This window comes from Stenotrophomonas africana, from assembly GCF_013004645.1.
Classification (GTDB): domain Bacteria; phylum Pseudomonadota; class Gammaproteobacteria; order Xanthomonadales; family Xanthomonadaceae; genus Stenotrophomonas; species Stenotrophomonas africana.
Map to the genome: position 1 here is coordinate 304,659 of NZ_JABEME010000004.1, position 18,199 is coordinate 322,857.

Here is an 18,199-nt window from a genome sequence, read left to right on the forward strand (position 1 = left end):
CGGGGTGCCCGGATGCGCCCAGAAGCGCAGACCGGTCACCTTCCGGTGTCGCAGTCGCCGGCGGTGCACCTGCCGGTCCTGTACACCCAGGTCCTTGAAGGCCTGAGGGTGATCGAAAACGGACGTTATCTGGATGGCACGTTCGGTCGTGGCGGTCATGCACGTGGCGTGCTCACCCAGCTCGGTCCCGAGGGGCGCCTGCTGGTCATGGACAAGGATCCGGAAGCCATCGCCGTAGCCGAGCGCGATTTTGCGCCGGACCCGCGCGTGTCCATCTTCCGTGGCAGCTTCGCCCAGCTGCTGCAGTGGGATGCGACGGCCGAAGGCCTGGACGGCGTGCTGTTCGACCTGGGCGTGTCGTCGCCGCAGCTGGACGTGGCCGAACGTGGCTTCAGCTTCGGCAAGGATGGCCCGCTGGACATGCGCATGGATCCGGACAGCGGTGAAAGCGCCGCGCAGTGGATCAACCGCGTGGAAGACCGCGAAATTGCCGACGTGCTGTGGACCTACGGCGAAGAACGCCAGAGCCGCCGCATCGCCCGCGCCATCGTGGCCCGCCGCGAGAAGCAGCCGTTCACCCGCACCGCCGAACTGGCCGAGCTGATCGCCTCGGTGATGCCGCGTGGGAAAGACAAGATCCACCCGGCCACGCGCAGCTTCCAGGCCATCCGCATCCACATCAACCGCGAGCTGGCCGATCTCGAAGCCGGGCTCGATGCGGCCGTGGAACGGCTCAAGCCCGGTGGCCGGCTGGCGGTGATCAGCTTCCATTCGCTGGAAGACCGCATCGTCAAGCAGTACATGAACCGCCTGGCCAAGGCGCCGCCGGCCAACCGCCGCCTGCCTGAGGCGGTGGCGTTCGTGCCGACGCTGGACCTGATCGGCGGTGCCATCAAGGCTACCGACGAGGAACTGGCCGCCAACCCGCGTGCGCGCAGCGCCGTGCTGCGCGTGGCGCAGAAGCGGGAGGCCGACGCATGAGCCGGCTGCTGCTGATCATCCTGTTGGCCTCGACCGTGGCCTCTGCGATCGGCGTCGTGTTCGTGCGTCACCGTCACCGGCAGACGTTCATCGAGCTGTCGCGCGCCGAACGCAAGCGCGATGACATCAACCTCGAATTCGGCCGCCTGCAGCTGGAGCAGGCCACGCTGGCCGAAGCCAACCGGGTGGATCGCATCGCCCGCGAAAAGCTCGGCATGAAGTTCCCCGAAGCCGGGGACATCGTGGTGGTGCGGCCATGAGCAAGACCGGCCGCAACCGCCCGCGCAACGCCTTCAATCTGCGCCAGCGCCTGCGCTGGGTGGCGCTGGCGCTCGGCCTGTGTTCGGTGTCGCTGGTCGGCCGCGCCGCCTACGTGCAGATCATCAACAGCGACTTCTACCAGCGCCAGGGCGAAGCCCGCTACCTGCGCGAGCTGCCGATCAAGACCTCGCGCGGCATGATCACCGACCGCAACGGCGAGCCGCTGGCGGTGTCCACGCCGGTCGCCTCGATCTGGGTCAACCCGCAGGACCTGCTGCGTTCGCCCGAGCGCATCCCGGAGCTGGCCCAGGCGGTCGGCATGTCGGTGGACGAGCTGAGCAGCCGCCTGTCGCAGAAGTCGGACAAGGAATTCATGTACCTGCGTCGCCGGATCAATCCGGACGAGGCAGAGAAGGTGGTCGCGCTGAAGATTCCGGGCGTGGCCGCGCAGCGCGAGTTCCGCCGCTTCTACCCGCAGGGTGAGGCGATGGCGCACGTGCTGGGCTTCACCAACATCGACGACCGCGGCCAGGAAGGCCTGGAGCTGGCGTTCGACGAATGGCTGCGCGGCAAGGCCGGCGCCAAGCGGGTGATCCGCAACCGCAAGGGCGAGACCGTCGAAAGCGATCTGCTGCGCGCCGCCGAACCGGGTAAGGACCTGACCCTCAGCATCGATCGCCGCATCCAGTACCTGGCGTTCAAGGAGCTGCGCAACGCGCTGGTGGCCAACAAGGCGGCCGGCGGTTCGATGGTGATCATGGACGTGACCACCGGCGAGATCCTGGCCATGGTCAACCTGCCGACCTACAACCCGAATTCGCTGACCGGCGCGCTGCCCGATGCGCGCCGCAACCGTGCGGTGACTGATCTGGTCGAGCCGGGCTCGACGATGAAGCCGCTGACCATCGCCACCGCGCTGCAGGCCGGTGCGGTGACCAAGGACACCATCATCGATACCAACCCGGGTTACATGCAGGTAGCCCGCTTCACCATTCGCGACGTGCCGCGCAACAACGGCGTGCTGAACGTGACCGGCGTGATCACCCGCAGTTCCAACATCGGCGCGGCCAAGGTTGCGGCGAAGATGCCGGACCAGGTGTTCTATGACGGCGTGCGCCGCTTCGGCTACGGCTCGGTGCCGCACAGCGGCTTCCCGGGTGAATCCGGTGGCGTGGTGCGGCGCCCGGCCAACTGGGACGGTGCCACCAAGACCACGATGTCCTACGGCTACGGCCTGAACGTGACGCCGCTGCAGATCGCGACCGCTTATTCGGCGCTGGCCAATGGTGGCAAGCTGATCGCGCCGACCTTCGTCAAAGGCCAGCGCAACGAAGCGCATCAGATCATCGATGAGAGCGTCGCCAGGCAGGTGGTGGCGATGATGGAAACGGTGGTCACCCAGGGCGGCGCCAAGCAGGCGGCGGTGCTGGGCTACCGCGTGGCCGGCAAGACCGGTACCGCGCGCAAGACCGGTCCGGGGGGGTACGAGCGGGGTCATTACAACGCGCTGTTCGCCGGCGTGGTGCCGGCCACCAACCCGCGCTTCGCCACCGTCATCGTCATCAACGATCCGCAGGCCGGCAAGTTCTACGGCGGCCTGGTGTCGGCGCCGGTCTATCACAACGTGATGGAAGGCACCCTGCGCCTGATGGACGTGCCGCTGGACGACCTGCAGTCGTGGCTGGCCGCGCAGCAGTCCGGCAAGGTCGGCCACTCGGCCTCGATCCTGCCTGCGCCGCCGGCCGAAGCCGCCTTGCCGGTGGATGCCGCCGCTGAATTCGATGCTGCGCTGCCCAGCGCGCATGCCCAGACGCCGCCCGCTACGGGAGGCACGCAATGAGTCCTTCGATGTTGCTTTCGCAGTTGCTTCCGGACGTGGCCCTGGCAGGCCATGATCCCGTTCTGACCGGCCTGGTGCTGGACAGCCGCGCCGTGCGCCCCGGCAATGCCTTCGTCGCCATCGCCGGGTTCGGCGCGCATGGCCTGGGCTTTGTCGAGCAGGCCCGCGCGGCGGGCGCTGTCGCCATCCTGTTCGAACCGCCCGCGCCTGCCGAACTGCCGGCCCCGGCCGATGCGATCGCCGTGCCGGGCCTGCGCGCGCGCATGGGCGCGATGGCCGACCAGTTCCATGGCGCACCGTCGCGGGCGATGGCGATGGTGGGCGTGACCGGCACCAACGGCAAGACGTCCACCGTGCAGCTGCTGGCCCAGGCTTGGCATCTGCTCGGAACGCCCAGTGGCAGTATCGGCACGCTGGGCGCCGGACTTTATGGTGCGGTTGAACCGACCGGCTTCACCACGCCGCTGGTGCTGCAGATGCATGCGTTGCTGGCGCAGCTGCGCGACGCCGGTGCGCGCGCGGTGGCGATGGAAGTCAGCTCGCACGCGCTGGACCAGGGGCGCGTGGATGCCGTGCACTACGACGTGGCGGTGTTCACCAATCTGACCCGCGACCATCTGGACTACCACGGCGACATGGCCAGCTACGGCGCGGCCAAGGCGCGGCTGTTCCATCGTCCGGGCCTGAAGTCCGCGGTGATCAATCTTGACGACGCCTTCGGCCGCCAGCTGTTCGCCGGCCTGCCGGCGGGCGTGCAGCCGATCGGTCTGAGCTCGCGCGGTGCCACCGATGCCAGCGTGCGCGCCGAAGCGCTGCAGCTGGACGGCCGCGGCATTGCCTTCGAACTGGTCATCGACGGCCAGCGCGCGGCGGTACAGTCGCCGCTGCTGGGCCGCTTCAACGTGGACAACCTCCTGGCCGTGGCCGGCACCCTGCACGCGCAGGGCCAGCCGCTGCCGCGCATCGCCGAAGTACTGTCGGCACTGCAGCCGATCCGTGGCCGCATGAACCGCCTGGGCGGCGAAGACGGTCTGCCGACCGTGGTGGTCGATTACGCACACACCCCGGACGCGCTGGAGCAGGCGTTGGACAGCCTGCATGGCCACCTGCACGGCGCGCTGTTCTGCGTGTTCGGCTGCGGTGGCGAGCGCGATACCGGCAAGCGTCCGCAGATGGCGGCCATCGCAGAGCGCCTTGCCAATCAGGTCATCGTCACCGACGACAACCCGCGTGGCGAAGATGGCGACGTGATCGTGGCCGACATCCTGGCCGGCTTCACCGATGCCTCTGCCGTGACCGTGCAGCGCAGCCGCGCGCGTGCGATCGGCCTGGCGGTGAAGCGTGCCGGTGCCGGCGACATCATCCTGATCGCCGGCAAGGGCCACGAGCCGTACCAGGAAGTGAATGGCGTGCGCCATGACTTCGACGACACCGAAGTGGCCGCCGCTGCACTGGCGGCCAAGGCCGGTGTGCTCAGCGCGCAGGCCGGGGAGGGCGCCGCATGAAGCGCACCCTGCTTTCGCTGATCGCCCACTGGGCCGGCGGCGAGATCCACGGCGACGACGTGGCCATCGATGCGGTCAGCAATGACACCCGCAGCCTCGGCCCGGGCAGCCTGTATGTGGCGCTGCGCGGCGAGCGTTTCGACGGCCATGACTTCGCGACTGACGCGCAGGCGCGCGGTGCCAGTGCGCTGCTGGTCGAGCGCCTGCTGCCGATCGAACTGCCGCAGGTGCTGGTGGCCGACAGCGAACTGGCACTGGCGAAGATCGCCACCGGCATGCAGCGCGACCGTGGCACCGAGGTGTTCGCGATCACCGGCAGCAACGGCAAGACCAGCGTGAAGAGCCTGCTGCTGTCGATCCTGCAGCAGGTGGCCCGGCACGCCCACAAGGTGGTCTACGCCAACCCGGGCAACCGCAACAACGAGATCGGCCTGCCGCTGGCGGTGATCGATGCACCGGAAGATGCCGACTACGCCGTCTACGAGATGGGCGCCGGCAAGCCGGGCGACATTGCCTACCTGACCGACATCGCCCGCCCGCGCTATGCGCTGGTCAACAACATCGCCCCGGCGCACCTGGAACGCATGGGCAGCCTGCTCGGCGTGGCGGTGACCAAGGGCGCGATCTATGCCGCGCTGCCGGCCGATGGCGTGGCCGTGATCAATGTGGACGATGCCTACGGCCGCTGGTTCGAACAGCACTTCGTCGGCACCCCGCCGCGTTGCCGCGTGCTGCGCTACGGCCTGGAACACACCGCCGAGGTGACCGCGCGCGACATCCGCGCCGGCGCGCAGGGCAGCCAGTTCACGCTGGTCGCACCGGGCGGCGAAGCCCGCGTGGTGCTGGGCCTGCCGGGTCGCCACAATGTCAGCAACGCGCTGGCCGCTGCCAGCCTGGCGCTGGCCGCCGGTGTCGACCTGGCGCTGATCGCGACCGGCCTGGCCGAAGCGCAGCCGGTGCCGGGCCGCCAGATTGCCCATCAGCTGCGCAATGGCGCGGTGCTGGTGGACGACAGCTACAACGCCAACCCGGGTTCGCTGGCTGCGGCCATCGACGCCCTGGCCGCCGCGCCGGAAGAGGGCTGGCTGGTGCTGGGCGACATGCGCGAATTGGGCCCGGACGGCGAGGCACTGCATGCGCAGGCCGGTATCCGTGCACGCGCCGCCGGACTGAAGCGGCTTTATGCGCTGGGTCCGCTCAGTGCCGCCGCTGCGTCCGCCTTCGGTGAAGGCGGACGCCATTTCGCTACCCATGGTGCGCTGTCACAGGCGCTGCAGGACGAGTTGCACGCTGGTGTGCGCTGCCTGGTCAAGGGTTCCCGTGGCAGTGCCATGGACCTGATCGTCAAAGCGCTGCTGGCGCAAGGAGAGGAATCCCCGCATGTTGTATGAACTGGCTCGATGGTTGCAGCAGTTGGAGAGCCTGTTCGGGCTGTTCAACTACCAGACGTTCCGCGCCATCCTTGCCGCGCTGACGGCCCTGTTCCTGTCGCTGTGGCTTGGCCCGGCGATGATCCGCAAGCTTGCCCAGTTCAAGGGCGGCCAGCCGATCCGCAAGGACGGTCCGCAGACCCATTTCTCCAAGGCCGGCACGCCGACTATGGGCGGTTCGCTGATCCTGCTCACCATCACCCTGTCGGTGCTGATGTGGGCCGACCTGCGCAACCGCTACGTGTGGCTGGTGCTGGCGGTGATGCTGTGCTTCGGTGCCATCGGCTGGTATGACGACTGGATCAAGATCGTCCGCCGCGACCCGAACGGCCTGAAGTCGCGCTGGAAGTACCTGCTGCAGTCGATCTTCGGCCTGGCCGCGGGCCTGTTCCTGTTCTACACGGCCGACGTGCCGGCAGCGCTGACCTTCTACATCCCGATGTTCAAGTCGATCGCGCTGCCGCTGGCCGGCATCGGCTTCGTGGCCATCGCCTACTTCTGGATCGTCGGCTTCTCCAACGCGGTGAACCTGACCGACGGCCTGGATGGCCTGGCGATCATGCCGACCGTGCTGGTGGCCTGCGCGCTGGGCGTATTCGCGTATGCCTCGGGCAACGTGGTATTCGCCAACTACCTGCAGATTCCGCAGATTCCGGGCGCCGGCGAGCTGGTCATCATCTGCGCGGCCATCGCCGGTGCCGGCCTCGGCTTCCTGTGGTTCAACACCTATCCGGCCATGGTGTTCATGGGCGACATCGGCGCGCTGGCGCTGGGTGCGGTGCTGGGCACCATCGCGGTGATCACCCGCCAGGAGCTGGTGCTGGTGATCATGGGCGGCGTGTTCGTCATCGAAACGCTGTCGGTGATGATCCAGGTCGCTTCGTTCAAGCTGACCGGCAAGCGCGTGTTCCGCATGGCGCCGATCCACCACCATTTCGAACTGAAGGGCTGGCCGGAGCCGCGCGTCATCGTGCGCTTCTGGATCATCTCCGTCGTGCTCGTGCTGATCGGCCTGGCCACGTTGAAGGTGCGCTGAGATGAACGACCTGTCCCGCCAGGCAACACGCCTTGAAGCCATCGAAGGCAGCTACGACAAGTGGCTGCTGGGCGCGATCATCGCGCTCACCGGCGTGGGCGTGGTGATGGTGGCGTCCAGCTCGATCGCCTTGATGAGCAGCCCGTTCTACTACCTCAACCGCCACCTGATCTTCCTGGCGGTAGGTATCGTGCTGGCGGTCATCGCCGCCCGCACCGAGCTGAAGTCCATCGAGCAGTACAACCAGATGCTGCTGCTGGGCTGCTTCGTGCTGCTGCTGGCGGTGTTCGCACCGGGCCTGGGCAGCACGGTCAACGGCGCACGCCGCTGGATCAACCTGGGCATCTCCAAGTTCCAGACGGTCGAAGCGGTGAAAGTGCTTTACATCGTCTGGCTGTCGAGCTACCTGGTGCGTTTCCGCGACGAGGTCAATGCGACCTGGCCGGCAATGCTCAAGCCGCTGGGCGTGGCCGGTGCCCTGGTGGTGCTGTTGCTGCTGCAGCCGGACTTCGGTTCGTCGACCCTGCTGCTGGCGATCACCGCCGGCATGCTGGTGCTGGGCGGGGTGAACATGCCGCGCATGTCGATGCCGGTGATCATCGGCCTGGTCGGCATGAGCGCGCTGGCGATCATCGAGCCGTACCGCATGCGCCGCATTACTTCCTTCCTGGACCCGTGGGCCGACCAGCAGGGTGACGGCTACCAGCTGTCGAACGCGCTGATGGCCGTGGGCCGTGGTGAATGGACCGGCGTTGGCCTGGGCAACTCGGTGCAGAAGCTGTACTACCTGCCCGAAGCGCATACCGACTTCATCTTCTCGGTTACCGCCGAGGAATTCGGCTTCCTGGGCACCTGCGTGATCGTGGCGCTGTACGCGCTGCTGGTCGGCCGGACCTTCTGGCTGGGCATGCGCTGCGTGGAAATGAAGCGGCACTTCTCCGGCTACATCGCCTTCGGCATCGGCCTGTGGATCAGCATGCAGACCTTCGTCTCGATCGGCGTGAACCTGGGCATCCTGCCGACCAAGGGCCTGACCCTGCCGCTGATCTCCTCCGGCGGTTCGTCGGTGCTGATGACCTGCGTGGCGATGGGCCTGCTGCTGCGCGTGTCCTATGAACTCAAGCGCGCCGAGCGCCGCCAGGCCGTGCGCATCGGTGGCGCCGAAGACGTTGCTGCCGAGCCGAGCGACGAGCCGGCCGCGCCAGTGGCCGCCAGCGTACCGATGAGCGCCGAGCCGGTCGCATCCGCGTCCGCTGCCCCGAATGCTGCACGCGGCACCAGCCGCCTGCAGTCGCGCATCGAACCGACCTTCGGGAGGCTGTCATGAACGCGGCCACCCACACCGCACGTCCAGTGATGATCCTGGCCGGTGGCACCGGCGGGCACATCTTCCCCGGCCTGGCCGTGGCCCGCGTGCTGCGCGAGCGTGGCGTGCCGGTCACCTGGATGGGCGCCGACGGTGCGATGGAAACCCGCCTCGTGCCGCAGCACGACATTCCGATCGACACGCTGGCCATCACCGGCCTGCGCGGCAAGGGCAAGCTGGCCCTGCTCGGCGCGCCGTGGCGGTTGATGCGCGCGCTGCGCGCCGCCGGCATGATCATCCGCAAGCGCCAGCCCCGTGCGGTGGTTGCCTTCGGTGGTTTCGCCTCGGGCCCGGGTGGCATGGCTACGCGCCTGCACGGCCTGCCGCTGCTGGTGCACGAACAGAATCGCGCTCCCGGCATGACCAACCGCATCCTGTCGCGCTACGCGCGCCGGCTGCTGACCGGCTTCCCGGGTACCTTCGCCAAGGGCGAGGAGTTCGTTGGCAACCCGGTGCGTGCGGAGATCGCCGCCATCGCACCGCCGGAACAGCGCTTCGCCGACCGCCAGGGTCCGCTGCGCGTGCTGGTGGTCGGTGGCAGCCAGGGCGCGCGTGCGCTCAACACCGGCGTGCCGCAGGCGATCGCCGCGCTCGGTGCCGGGGTTCCGGTGCAGGTGCGCCACCAGAGTGGCGAGAAGATGCATGCCGAAGCGGTCGAGGCCTATGCCAAGGCCGGCGTGCAGGCTGAAATCACGCCGTTCATCGCCGACATGGCCGAAGCCTTTGCCTGGGCCGACCTGGTGGTGTGCCGCGCAGGCGCTTCGACGCTGGCCGAGCTTTGCGCGGTCGGTGTCGGCAGCGTGCTGGTGCCATTCCCCGCCGCCGTCGACGATCACCAGACCCGCAATGCGGAGTACCTGGTCGAGCGCGGCGCGGCGGTTTTGCTGAAGCAGGACGGAACGCTGGCCGACGGCATTGCCGCACTGCTGCGCGATCTGTCCGAAAATCCCGCCCGCCGCATGCAGATGGCGCAAGCCGCGCGTGCCCTGGCCAAGGTCGATGCCGCCGAGCGCATCGCCGATATCATTCTTGAGGAAGCTGTATGAAGAAGGCATGCCACCGCGCCTGCCCTGCGCGAGGCCGCGCATGATCCGTCGCCTGCACGACACCAACGACCTGGTGCGCGCGTTCCCGCGCGTGCATTTCGTCGGCATCGGCGGCACCGGCATGAGCGGCATCGCCGAAGTGATGCTGACGCTGGGCTATGAAGTATCCGGCTCGGACAACGCCGACAATGCGGCCACCCGCCGCCTGGCCGGCCTGGGGGCGCGCATCATGCGCGGCCACTCCGCGGCCAACGTGCTGGGCACCGACTGCGTGGTGGTCTCCAGTGCCATCCGCGAAGACAACCCGGAACTGATGGAAGCGCGCAGCCAGCGCATTCCGATCATGCCGCGTGCGGCGATGCTGGCCGAGCTGATGCGCTTCCGCCGGGGTATTGCGGTGGCCGGCACGCACGGCAAGACCACCACCACCAGCCTGACCGCGGCGGTGCTGAGCGAAGGTGGCCTGGACCCGACCTTCGTGATCGGTGGCCAGCTGCTGGCTGCCGGTGCCAACGCCAAGCTGGGTGGCGGGCAGTGGCTGGTGGCCGAGGCCGACGAAAGCGATGGCAGCTTCCTGCGCCTGAACCCGCTGATGTCGATCATCACGAACATCGATGCCGACCACCTGGAAAACTACGGCAACGACTTTGCCCGCGTGCAGGCGGCGTTCGCCGAGTTCCTGCAGCGCCTGCCGTTCTACGGCCTGGCCGTGCTGTGCATCGACGACCCGGAAGTGGCCGCGCTGGCCGCCAAGACCCCGCGCCACGTGATGAGCTACGGCATGAGCCCGCAGGCCGACGTGCGCGCCGAGAACGTGGTGCAGGAAGGGTCGCGCATGCGCTTCACCCTGCGCCTGCCGCAGGGCACCAGCCAGGAAGTGGTGCTGGCCCTGCCGGGCAGGCACAACGTGCTCAACGCGCTGGCCGCCGCCGCAGTGGGCTGGCAGCTGGGCGTGGCACCGGATGCGATCGCACGTGCGCTGGAAAGCTTCGCCGGTGTCGGCCGTCGCTTCAACGATCTGGGTGAAGTGACCACCGCCAGCGGTGCCAAAGTGCGCATCATCGATGACTATGGTCACCATCCGAGCGAGCTGGAAGCGGTGTTCGCCGCCGCGCGTGGTGGCTGGGCCGACAAGCGCCTGGTCGTGGCCTTCCAGCCGCACCGTTACAGCCGTACCCGCGACCAGTTCGACAAGTTTGCCGCGGTGCTGTCCAGCGTCGACGCGCTGGTGCTGAGCGAGGTCTACCCGGCCGGCGAGGAACCCATTGCCGGTGCAGATTCGCATGCGCTGGCCCGCGCCATCCGCGCGCGCGGCCGCAGCGAGCCGGTGGTGGTGGGCAAGGCCGCCGAGCTGGCCAGCGTGCTGCCGGACGTGCTGCAGGACGGTGACCTGCTGCTGATGATGGGGGCGGGCGACATCGGCGCCGTGGCCACCCACATCGCGGTGGAAGGCTTCAAGGGGGAGGGCGAGGCGTGAGCGCGCTGACCTTCCCGCCGCTGCGCGTGACCGACCCGGCTGTGTTCGGTCGCGTCGCCGTGCTGCTCGGTGGCACCTCCAGCGAACGCGAGGTGTCGCTGGATTCCGGCCGCAACGTGCTCGAAGCCCTGCAGTCGCGCGGCGTCGATGCGTTCGCCGTGGATGGCATCCCGGCGCTGGCCAAGGCGCTGGCCGCCGGTGGTATCGATCGCGTGTTCAACATCCTGCACGGCCACAACGGTGGCGGTGAGGACGGCATCGTGCAGGGCCTGATGGACGCCTTCGGCGTGCCGTACACCGGCTCGAACGTGCTGGGTTCGGCGCTGAGCATGGACAAGATCCGCACCAAGCAGGTGTGGCTGTCGCTGGGCCTGCCGACCCCGCAGTACCGGAAGGTCACTGCCGAAGACGTGCATGCCAACGCCGCCACGCTCGGTCTTCCGGTAGTGGTGAAGCCGGCCAACGAAGGTTCCAGCGTGGGCATCAGCCGGGTGACCGACGACGCCGGCCTGGATGAGGCGGTGGCGCTGGCCGCGCGCTACGACGGCCAGCTGCTGATGGAACAGATGGTGGTCGGCGACGAACTGACCGTGGCCATCCTTGGCGACGTCGCACTGCCGTCGATCCGCATCGTGCCCAAGGGCCAGTGGTACGACTACAACGCCAAGTACATCGCCGAGGACACCCAGTACCTGTGCCCGGGCCTGGACGGTGACGCCGAGGACGAGATCCGGCGCATCGCGCTGGCCGCGTTCCGTGCCGCCGGCTGCCGTGGCTGGGGCCGCGTGGATGTCATGCGAGACCGCAGCAGCGGCCATTTCTTCCTGCTGGAAGTGAACACCGCGCCGGGCATGACCAGCCACTCGCTGGTGCCCAAGGCGGCCCGCCAGGCCGGCATCGGTTTCGAGGAACTGGTGTGGCGCGTGCTGGAACAGACCCTGGAGGCCTCGCACGCATGAACGCGGTGCTGCGCATCTTCGTCTGGCTGTTGGCGCTGTCGGTGGTTGCACTGCCGGTGGTGGCCGTAGTCAATGGCTGGGTTGGCGCCGAGCGCTGGCCGCTGGCGAAGCTGCGCGTGCATGGTGAGTTCAAGCGGGTGCCGGCCGAGCAGCTGCAGCAGGTGCTGCTGCCGTACGCGCACGCGGGCTTCTTCGCGGTCAAGCTGCAGGACGCGCAGGACGCACTGGAGCAGCTGCCCTGGGTGGAAAGCGCGCAGGTGCGCAAGCAGTGGCCGGACGTGCTGGAAGTGACCCTGGTGGAGCACAAGCCGTTCGCGCGCTGGGGCAACGACCGCCTGGTCTCCGAGCAGGGCAAGCTGTTCCCCACGCCGAAGAAGCTGGCCGATCTGGCGCTGCCCGAACTGGACGGTCCGGACAGCCAGACCGAAGAAGTGATGAAGCTGTACAGCGACTCGCGTGCATTGTTCGCACCGGCCGGCGTCGACGTGCGTCGGGTGACGATGGATGCGCGTGGCAGCTGGTCGCTGGTGCTGAGCAACGGCACTGAAGTGGTGGTCGGTCGCGACGATGCACGCTCGCGCATGCAGCGTTTCGTCAAGGTGCTGCCGCAGTTGAACCGTCAGGACGCGCCGATCGAGCGCGCCGACCTCCGTTACACCAATGGTTTCACGCTGAGCTGGGGTACCCCGGCCACGCCGGCGAAAACGTCGGCGACCCCAGCCAGCAGGACGCAGGAAAGGACATGAATCGCAAGGGTGACAAATCGCTGATCGTTGGCCTGGACATCGGCACCTCCAAGGTGGTGGCGCTGGTGGGCGAGTATTCGCCGGGCAACCCGATCGAAGTGATCGGCATCGGCTCGCACGAGTCGCGCGGTTTGAAGCGCGGCGTGGTGGTGGACATCGAATCGACCGTGCAGTCGATCCAGCGCGCGGTGGAAGAAGCCGAACTGATGGCTGGCTGCGAGATCCGCTCGGTGTATGCCTCGATCTCCGGCAACCACGTGCAGTGCAAGAACTCGCCCGGCATCGTGCCGATCCGCGACGGTGAAGTGACCTGGGGCGACCTGGATCGCGTGCTGGACGCGGCCAAGGCGGTGGCGATTCCGGCCGACCAGAAGATCCTGCACGCGATCCCGCGCGAGTACGTTCTGGACGATTCGCAGGAAGGCATCCGCAACCCGGTTGGCATGACTGGCGTGCGCCTGGAAGTGCACGCCCACCTGGTGGTGTGTGCGCAGTCGGCCGCGGCCAACATCAGCAAGTGCGTGCAGCGCTGCGGCCTGCAGGTGGATGATCTGGTGCTGTCCTCGCTGGCCTCCAGCGTAGCGGTGCTGACCGCCGACGAGCGCGAGCTGGGCGTGGTGCTGGTCGACATGGGCGCTGGCACCACCGACATCGCCGTATTCGTGCAGGGTGCGATCTGCCACACGGCTTCGCTGCCGATCGCCGGCGACCACGTGACCAACGACATCGCGCACATGCTGCGCACGCCGACTCCGGAAGCCGAGCAGATCAAGGTGCGCTATGCCTGCGCGCTGGCCCAGTTGGCCACTGCCGAGGAAAGCATCCAGGTGCCGTCGGTGGGCGACCGCCCGCCGCGCCGCATGCCGCGCCATTCGCTGGCGCAGGCGGTGCAGGGCCGCTACGAGGAAATCTTCGAGATGGTGCAGGCCGAACTGCGTCGTTCCGGCTTCGAGGAACTGGTGCGCGCCGGCATGGTGCTGACCGGTGGCGCTTCGAAGATGGAAGGCGTGGTCGAACTGGCCGAGGAAATGCTGCAGATGCCGGTGCGCGTGGGCATCCCGCAGCACGTCACTGGCCTGGGCGAAGTGGTCGGCAACCCGGTGCATGCCACCGGCGTGGGCCTGCTGCTGATGGGCAGCCAGATCGAGCACCCGCGGCGGCCGTCGCTGCCGACCGGGCGTGCTGGAAGCATGTTCAAGAAACTCAAGACCTGGTTCCGCGGCGAGTTCTGACGCGGAACCTGCACTACCCGGGCTCGCCCGGTTGCAACACCGGCAATACGACGCAACACCGGCAACACATAACCCACACAGCCGCAACGACGGCATGCAGCACGAAGGCAGGACGCCCGAATGCCCATGCAATCGAAAGCGGATACAACGAGGACACGGACATGGCGCATTTTGAACTGATCGAAAAGATGGCACCCAATGCGGTGATCAAGGTTGTTGGCGTGGGCGGCGGCGGCGGCAATGCCGTGGCGCACATGGTCAACTCGGCAGTGGATGGCGTGGAATTCATCACTGCCAATACCGACTCGCAGGCCATCAAGAATTGTGGTGCCAAGCTGCAGCTGCAGCTGGGTACCAACGTGACCAAGGGCCTGGGCGCAGGCGCGAACCCGGAAGTCGGCCGCCAGGCCGCGCTGGAAGACCGTGAGCGCATCATGGACGCGCTGCAGGGTGCGGACATGGTGTTCATCACCGCCGGCATGGGCGGCGGCACCGGCACCGGCGCTGCACCGGTGGTGGCACAGCTGGCCAAGGAAATGGGCATCCTGACCGTGGCCGTGGTCACCAAGCCGTTCCCGTTCGAAGGCCGTCGCCGCATGCAGGTCGCGCTGAAGGGCATCGAGGAACTGAGCCAGCACTGCGACTCGCTGATCACCATCCCGAACGAGAAGCTGATCACCGTGCTGGGTCGCAACGCGACCATGATCCAGGCCTTCCGTGCCGCCAACGACGTGCTGCAGGGCGCCGTGCAGGGCATCGCCGACCTGATCGTGCGTCCGGGCCTGATCAACGTCGACTTCGCCGACGTGCGCACCGTCATGTCCGAAATGGGCCTGGCGATGATGGGCACCGGTACCGCCCGCGGCGATGACCGCGCGCAGGCCGCTGCCGAATCGGCCATCCAGAACCCGCTGCTGGACGACGTGAACCTGGCCGGTGCCAACGGCATCCTGGTCAACATCACCGCCGGCGCCGACTTCACCATGGCCGAGTTCGACGAGATCGGCCGTACCATCGATGGCTTCGCTTCCGAAGACGCCACCGTGGTGGTGGGCACCGTGCTGGACCCGGACATGCAGGACGAAGTGCGCGTGACGGTGGTCGCCACCGGCCTGAACCGCATCTCGGCCAGCAAGACCCAGCGTCCGGGCGAGCGCGCGCCGATCAAGCTGGTCCGCAACGCCACCACCGGCCAGCCGGAGTTCGGCGAGTTCGACAATGGCGGCGACGCCGTGTCCAAGGCTGTCGGCGGGATGGGCCTGGGCCTGCGTCGTGCCAGCAGCGACACCGCGGCAGCCTCCACCCCGTCGGCCCCGGCCGCTTCGGCCCCGGCTGCAGCGGAACTGCCGAACGATTACCTGGACATCCCGGCCTTCCTGCGCCGCCAGGCGGACTGAGCGGGGCTGCCCGGGGCTTGTCCTCCCCGGGTTGCGCCACCATGTCCTGAAAACGCGGGCGCCGGGCCAGGATGGGCCCGGCCGCCCTGCTTCACGCGCGTCCTACCGGCGCGCCGGTGTGTCCTGCCGGCGTTTCAGTCGGGGTAGGGGACCGTGCGTGTTAATCTAATGTGTCACTTCCGGTCCATCCCCCATGATCCAGCAACGCACCCTCAAGAACACGATCCGCGCCACCGGCGTTGGCCTGCACAGCGGTGACAAGGTCTACATGACCCTGCGCCCGGCACCGGTCAACCATGGCATCGTGTTCCGCCGCGTGGACCTGGACCCGGTGGTGGAAGTGCCGGCCAAGGCCGAGCTGGTCACCGAAGTGACCCTGTGCACCGGCTTGACCTGCAACGACGCCAAGATCCAGACCGTCGAACACCTGATGTCGGCGCTGGCCGGCCTGGGTGTGGACAACATCATCGTCGAACTGTCCTCGGCCGAGCTGCCGATCATGGACGGTTCGGCCGGCCCGTTCGTGTTCCTGCTGCAGTCGGCGGGCATCGTGGAACAGGAGGCGCCCAAGCGCTTCATCCGCGTGCTGAAGACCGTGGAAGTGACCGAGGGCGACAAGGTGGCCCGCTTCACCCCGTACGAGGGCTACAAGCTGGGCTTCACCATCCAGTTCGATCACCCGATGATCCCGGCCAAGCAGTCGCGCCAGGAAATCGAGTTCTCTACGCTGGCCTACACCAAGGAAATCTCCCGCGCGCGCACCTTCGGTTTCATGCGCGACCTGGAATACATGCGCGAGCGCAATCTGGGCCTGGGCGGTTCGATGGACAACGCCATCGTGCTGGATGAGTTCCGCGTGCTCAACGAAGACGGCCTGCGCTACGCCGACGAATTCGTGCGCCACAAGATCCTCGATGCGATCGGCGACCTCTATCTGGCCGGTGGCCAGGTGCTGGGTGCCTACGAAGGCTTCAAGTCCGGTCACGCCCTCAACAACAAGCTGGTGCGGGCGCTGATGGCCGACGCCACTGCCTGGGAATGGGTCAGCTTCGACTCGCCGGCGACGCCGGACCCGGTGGAATACGCTACTCCGGCCTACGCCTGATTTCTGTAGGTTGTTGAATTGAAAGACAAAAACGCCGCCTTCCAGGGCGGCGTTGTCGTTTCAGGCGGGTTCGGCGCATTCAGCATGCTTGACGCGCGTCAAGGCCGGTTCGAGGTCACGGTTTTGTGAACCTGTTGGATCGGAAGCCTGAATTTAACGCAGTTTTAACAACAATCTAACGACAGGCCCCCGGATGGCAGCTAGGATGCGACCCGGCCCCCGAAATGTTTCACGCCGTGGTGACACGCGCGACGGGGAGCGGAGCCGGATGCTCCGTTGTCGTCAGGACCGATTCTTCGGCTTCGAAGGAACGTCCTGCAGGCAAGCCAAGGCGTCGCGTAGCCCTTTGTGCGTGGCGGCTGAAACTGCGTGGGGTCCATTCCGGTTGTCGAGCGCTGGGGAGCGCGTGGGAGTGGGAGACGCAGTCTTGATGGTCACCCTGGTGGCCTTCAGCCCGATGGAACGGGCCGCGTCGAGCAACTGGGCTTCGGCAAGCCGCAACTTGGCATGCCAGACCGGGGACTCGACGAGAAAAACGAGGTGTTCCCCGTCCACATTGGCCAGCCGGCAACGGCTGCGCAGAGGTGGCGGCAACTGGGGGCGCAACTGACGGTCCAGCGCGTCGAGCCACAAGGCACGCCGCAGCGGGTTCCCGCTTTTGTCCGCCATCACCGCATCCAGCGCCGGCTTCGGCACTGACGCGGGGCGAACGCTGGATTTCGGCTCAGACATGAAAACTCACTGATGGCATTCAAAAAGATCGTAATCAAAACGCGTGAAGGACAGGCCAAGGCGTCGCCCATCGCGCGTTTGCGGTTCTATTTCGAGGACCGCCCCCGCGCCCTGCTGGGCAGCGTGCTCGGGGTAGGCTGCATTATCGGCCTTGCTGGCGGCATTGGCGCCAGCGCGCTGAATGATTCCCGGCTGCAGGCCAAGGTCGAGCGCCAGGATGCGGAGCTGGCCAAGGTCAAGCGCGATGCGCAGACCCAGGTCAACGCGCTGGCGGCCCGCCTCGGCGAGCTGCAGGCCCAGGCCACCCGCCTCAACGCCCTCGGCGAACGGCTGACCCAGATGGGCAAGCTGGAAGACGGCGAGTTCGACTTCAACGAGACCCCCGGTCTCGGTGACGGTGACGCCGGCGGCCCGACCAGCGACATCCCGGTCAAGGACGTCAACGCCGACTTACAGGTGCTGGAGCAGCGCTTCGCTGCTTCAGGCCGCCAGCTGTCGGTAATGGAATCGCTGATGTTCGACCACCAGCTGCAGCAGAACGCCGTGCCCTCGCGCATGCCGATCCGCAACAGCTATGTGACCTCCGGCTTCGGCACCCGTGCCGACCCGTTCGGCCGCGGTGCCGCCACCCACAAGGGCATGGACTTCCACGCCAAGGTCGGTGACCCGGTGATGGCCGTGGCCGAGGGTGTGGTCAGCTTTGCCGGTGTGAAGGGCGGCTACGGCAACGTGGTCGATGTCGACCACGGTAATGGCTACGTCACCCGCTACGCGCACAATTCGCGCCTGGTGGTGAAGGTCGGCGACCTGGTCCGTGCCGGGCAGGAAGTGGCCAAGGCCGGTTCCACCGGTCGTTCGACCGGTGCCCACGTGCACTTCGAGGTGTGGGAGAACGGCAACGTGGTCAACCCGCGCAAGTTCCTCGGCGACGGCGGCAACACGCCGGTCGGCCGCGTCAGCCGCGGCTGATCCGTTCTGGTAGTGCCGGCCGCTGGCCGGCAATTCCTTGAGGTTGCCGAACGAGGCTCCGGCCAGCGGCCGGCACTACCCCTCGGGGTTGAAACCTCAGCGGGCCGTCCCAAGCTA

The 18,199-nt window shown here is 67.5% G+C and carries 15 protein-coding genes and 1 pseudogene; 15 read left to right on the forward strand and 1 reads right to left on the reverse strand.

Translation table 11 applies throughout. From position 1 onward, the window contains the following. Positions 1-12 precede the first annotated feature (12 nt). The 14 genes and pseudogenes from rsmH (at position 13) to lpxC (ending at position 16,381) form a co-directional block, all read left to right on the forward strand. Positions 13-981 (forward strand): 16S rRNA (cytosine(1402)-N(4))-methyltransferase RsmH, encoded by a 969-nt coding sequence (gene rsmH, locus HLA98_RS09965; protein WP_019661066.1) that lies wholly within the window; start codon positions 13-15, stop codon positions 979-981. Then, complete coding sequence (ftsL, locus tag HLA98_RS09970) at positions 978-1,241, forward strand: cell division protein FtsL (RefSeq protein WP_005408074.1); 264 nt, start codon at positions 978-980, stop codon at positions 1,239-1,241. Before rsmH ends, ftsL begins: the two co-directional genes overlap by 4 nt. After that, positions 1,238-3,082 carry a peptidoglycan D,D-transpeptidase FtsI family protein gene (locus tag HLA98_RS09975; RefSeq protein ID WP_057501031.1) on the forward strand — a complete coding sequence of 615 codons (1,845 nt, stop codon included), beginning with the start codon at positions 1,238-1,240 and terminating at the stop codon, positions 3,080-3,082. Before ftsL ends, HLA98_RS09975 begins: the two co-directional genes overlap by 4 nt. Beyond that, positions 3,079-4,587 carry a UDP-N-acetylmuramoyl-L-alanyl-D-glutamate--2,6-diaminopimelate ligase gene (locus HLA98_RS09980; protein ID WP_057501032.1) on the forward strand — a complete coding sequence of 503 codons (1,509 nt, stop codon included), beginning with the start codon at positions 3,079-3,081 and terminating at the stop codon, positions 4,585-4,587. The genes HLA98_RS09975 and HLA98_RS09980 overlap by 4 nt, the downstream gene beginning before the upstream one ends. Continuing rightward, positions 4,584-5,978: a UDP-N-acetylmuramoyl-tripeptide--D-alanyl-D-alanine ligase gene (locus tag HLA98_RS09985; protein ID WP_057501033.1), complete on the forward strand. Its 1,395-nt coding sequence runs from the start codon at positions 4,584-4,586 to the stop codon at positions 5,976-5,978. The genes HLA98_RS09980 and HLA98_RS09985 overlap by 4 nt, the downstream gene beginning before the upstream one ends. Beyond that, positions 5,968-7,053 (forward strand): phospho-N-acetylmuramoyl-pentapeptide-transferase, encoded by a 1,086-nt coding sequence (mraY, locus tag HLA98_RS09990; RefSeq protein ID WP_010481929.1) that lies wholly within the window; start codon positions 5,968-5,970, stop codon positions 7,051-7,053. Before HLA98_RS09985 ends, mraY begins: the two co-directional genes overlap by 11 nt. A gap of 1 nt (position 7,054) precedes the next feature. After that, positions 7,055-8,380 (forward strand): putative lipid II flippase FtsW, encoded by a 1,326-nt coding sequence (gene ftsW / locus HLA98_RS09995; protein ID WP_049448918.1) that lies wholly within the window; start codon positions 7,055-7,057, stop codon positions 8,378-8,380. After that, entirely contained in the window at positions 8,377-9,465 is a 1,089-nt protein-coding gene (murG, locus tag HLA98_RS10000) for an undecaprenyldiphospho-muramoylpentapeptide beta-N-acetylglucosaminyltransferase (protein WP_057501034.1), read from the forward strand. The genes ftsW and murG overlap by 4 nt, the downstream gene beginning before the upstream one ends. 40 nt (positions 9,466-9,505) lie before the next feature. Continuing rightward, positions 9,506-10,942, forward strand: a complete 1,437-nt coding sequence (gene murC / locus HLA98_RS10005) for a UDP-N-acetylmuramate--L-alanine ligase (RefSeq protein WP_057501035.1) — start codon at positions 9,506-9,508, stop codon at positions 10,940-10,942. Next, the gene (locus HLA98_RS10010; RefSeq protein ID WP_057501036.1) at positions 10,939-11,901 is read left to right on the forward strand and encodes a D-alanine--D-alanine ligase; all 963 of its coding nucleotides are present in this window, start codon (positions 10,939-10,941) and stop codon (positions 11,899-11,901) included. The genes murC and HLA98_RS10010 overlap by 4 nt, the downstream gene beginning before the upstream one ends. Continuing rightward, positions 11,898-12,575: pseudogene (locus HLA98_RS10015) on the forward strand (cell division protein FtsQ/DivIB); the annotation flags it as partial. The gene HLA98_RS10010 and the pseudogene HLA98_RS10015, both read left to right, overlap by 4 nt. Before the next feature lie 68 nt (positions 12,576-12,643). Continuing rightward, positions 12,644-13,879: a cell division protein FtsA gene (ftsA, locus tag HLA98_RS10020; protein WP_005408083.1), complete on the forward strand. Its 1,236-nt coding sequence runs from the start codon at positions 12,644-12,646 to the stop codon at positions 13,877-13,879. A gap of 161 nt (positions 13,880-14,040) precedes the next feature. Further along, complete coding sequence (gene ftsZ / locus HLA98_RS10025) at positions 14,041-15,276, forward strand: cell division protein FtsZ (protein WP_049448927.1); 1,236 nt, start codon at positions 14,041-14,043, stop codon at positions 15,274-15,276. A 193-nt stretch (positions 15,277-15,469) separates the two neighbouring features. Next, a complete protein-coding gene (gene lpxC / locus HLA98_RS10030; protein WP_049448929.1) occupies positions 15,470-16,381 on the forward strand; it encodes a UDP-3-O-acyl-N-acetylglucosamine deacetylase in 912 nt (303 codons plus the stop codon). A gap of 282 nt (positions 16,382-16,663) precedes the next feature. Here lpxC and HLA98_RS10035 read toward each other — a convergent pair whose 3' ends face one another. After that, on the reverse strand, positions 16,664-17,113 hold the full coding sequence (locus HLA98_RS10035; protein ID WP_057501037.1) for a DciA family protein: 450 nt from the start codon (positions 17,111-17,113) through the stop codon (positions 16,664-16,666). A 12-nt stretch (positions 17,114-17,125) separates the two neighbouring features. On the opposite strand from HLA98_RS10035, the gene HLA98_RS10040 reads away from it, so the two are divergent. After that, the gene (locus tag HLA98_RS10040; protein ID WP_057501038.1) at positions 17,126-18,082 is read left to right on the forward strand and encodes a M23 family metallopeptidase; all 957 of its coding nucleotides are present in this window, start codon (positions 17,126-17,128) and stop codon (positions 18,080-18,082) included. Positions 18,083-18,199 lie beyond the last annotated feature (117 nt).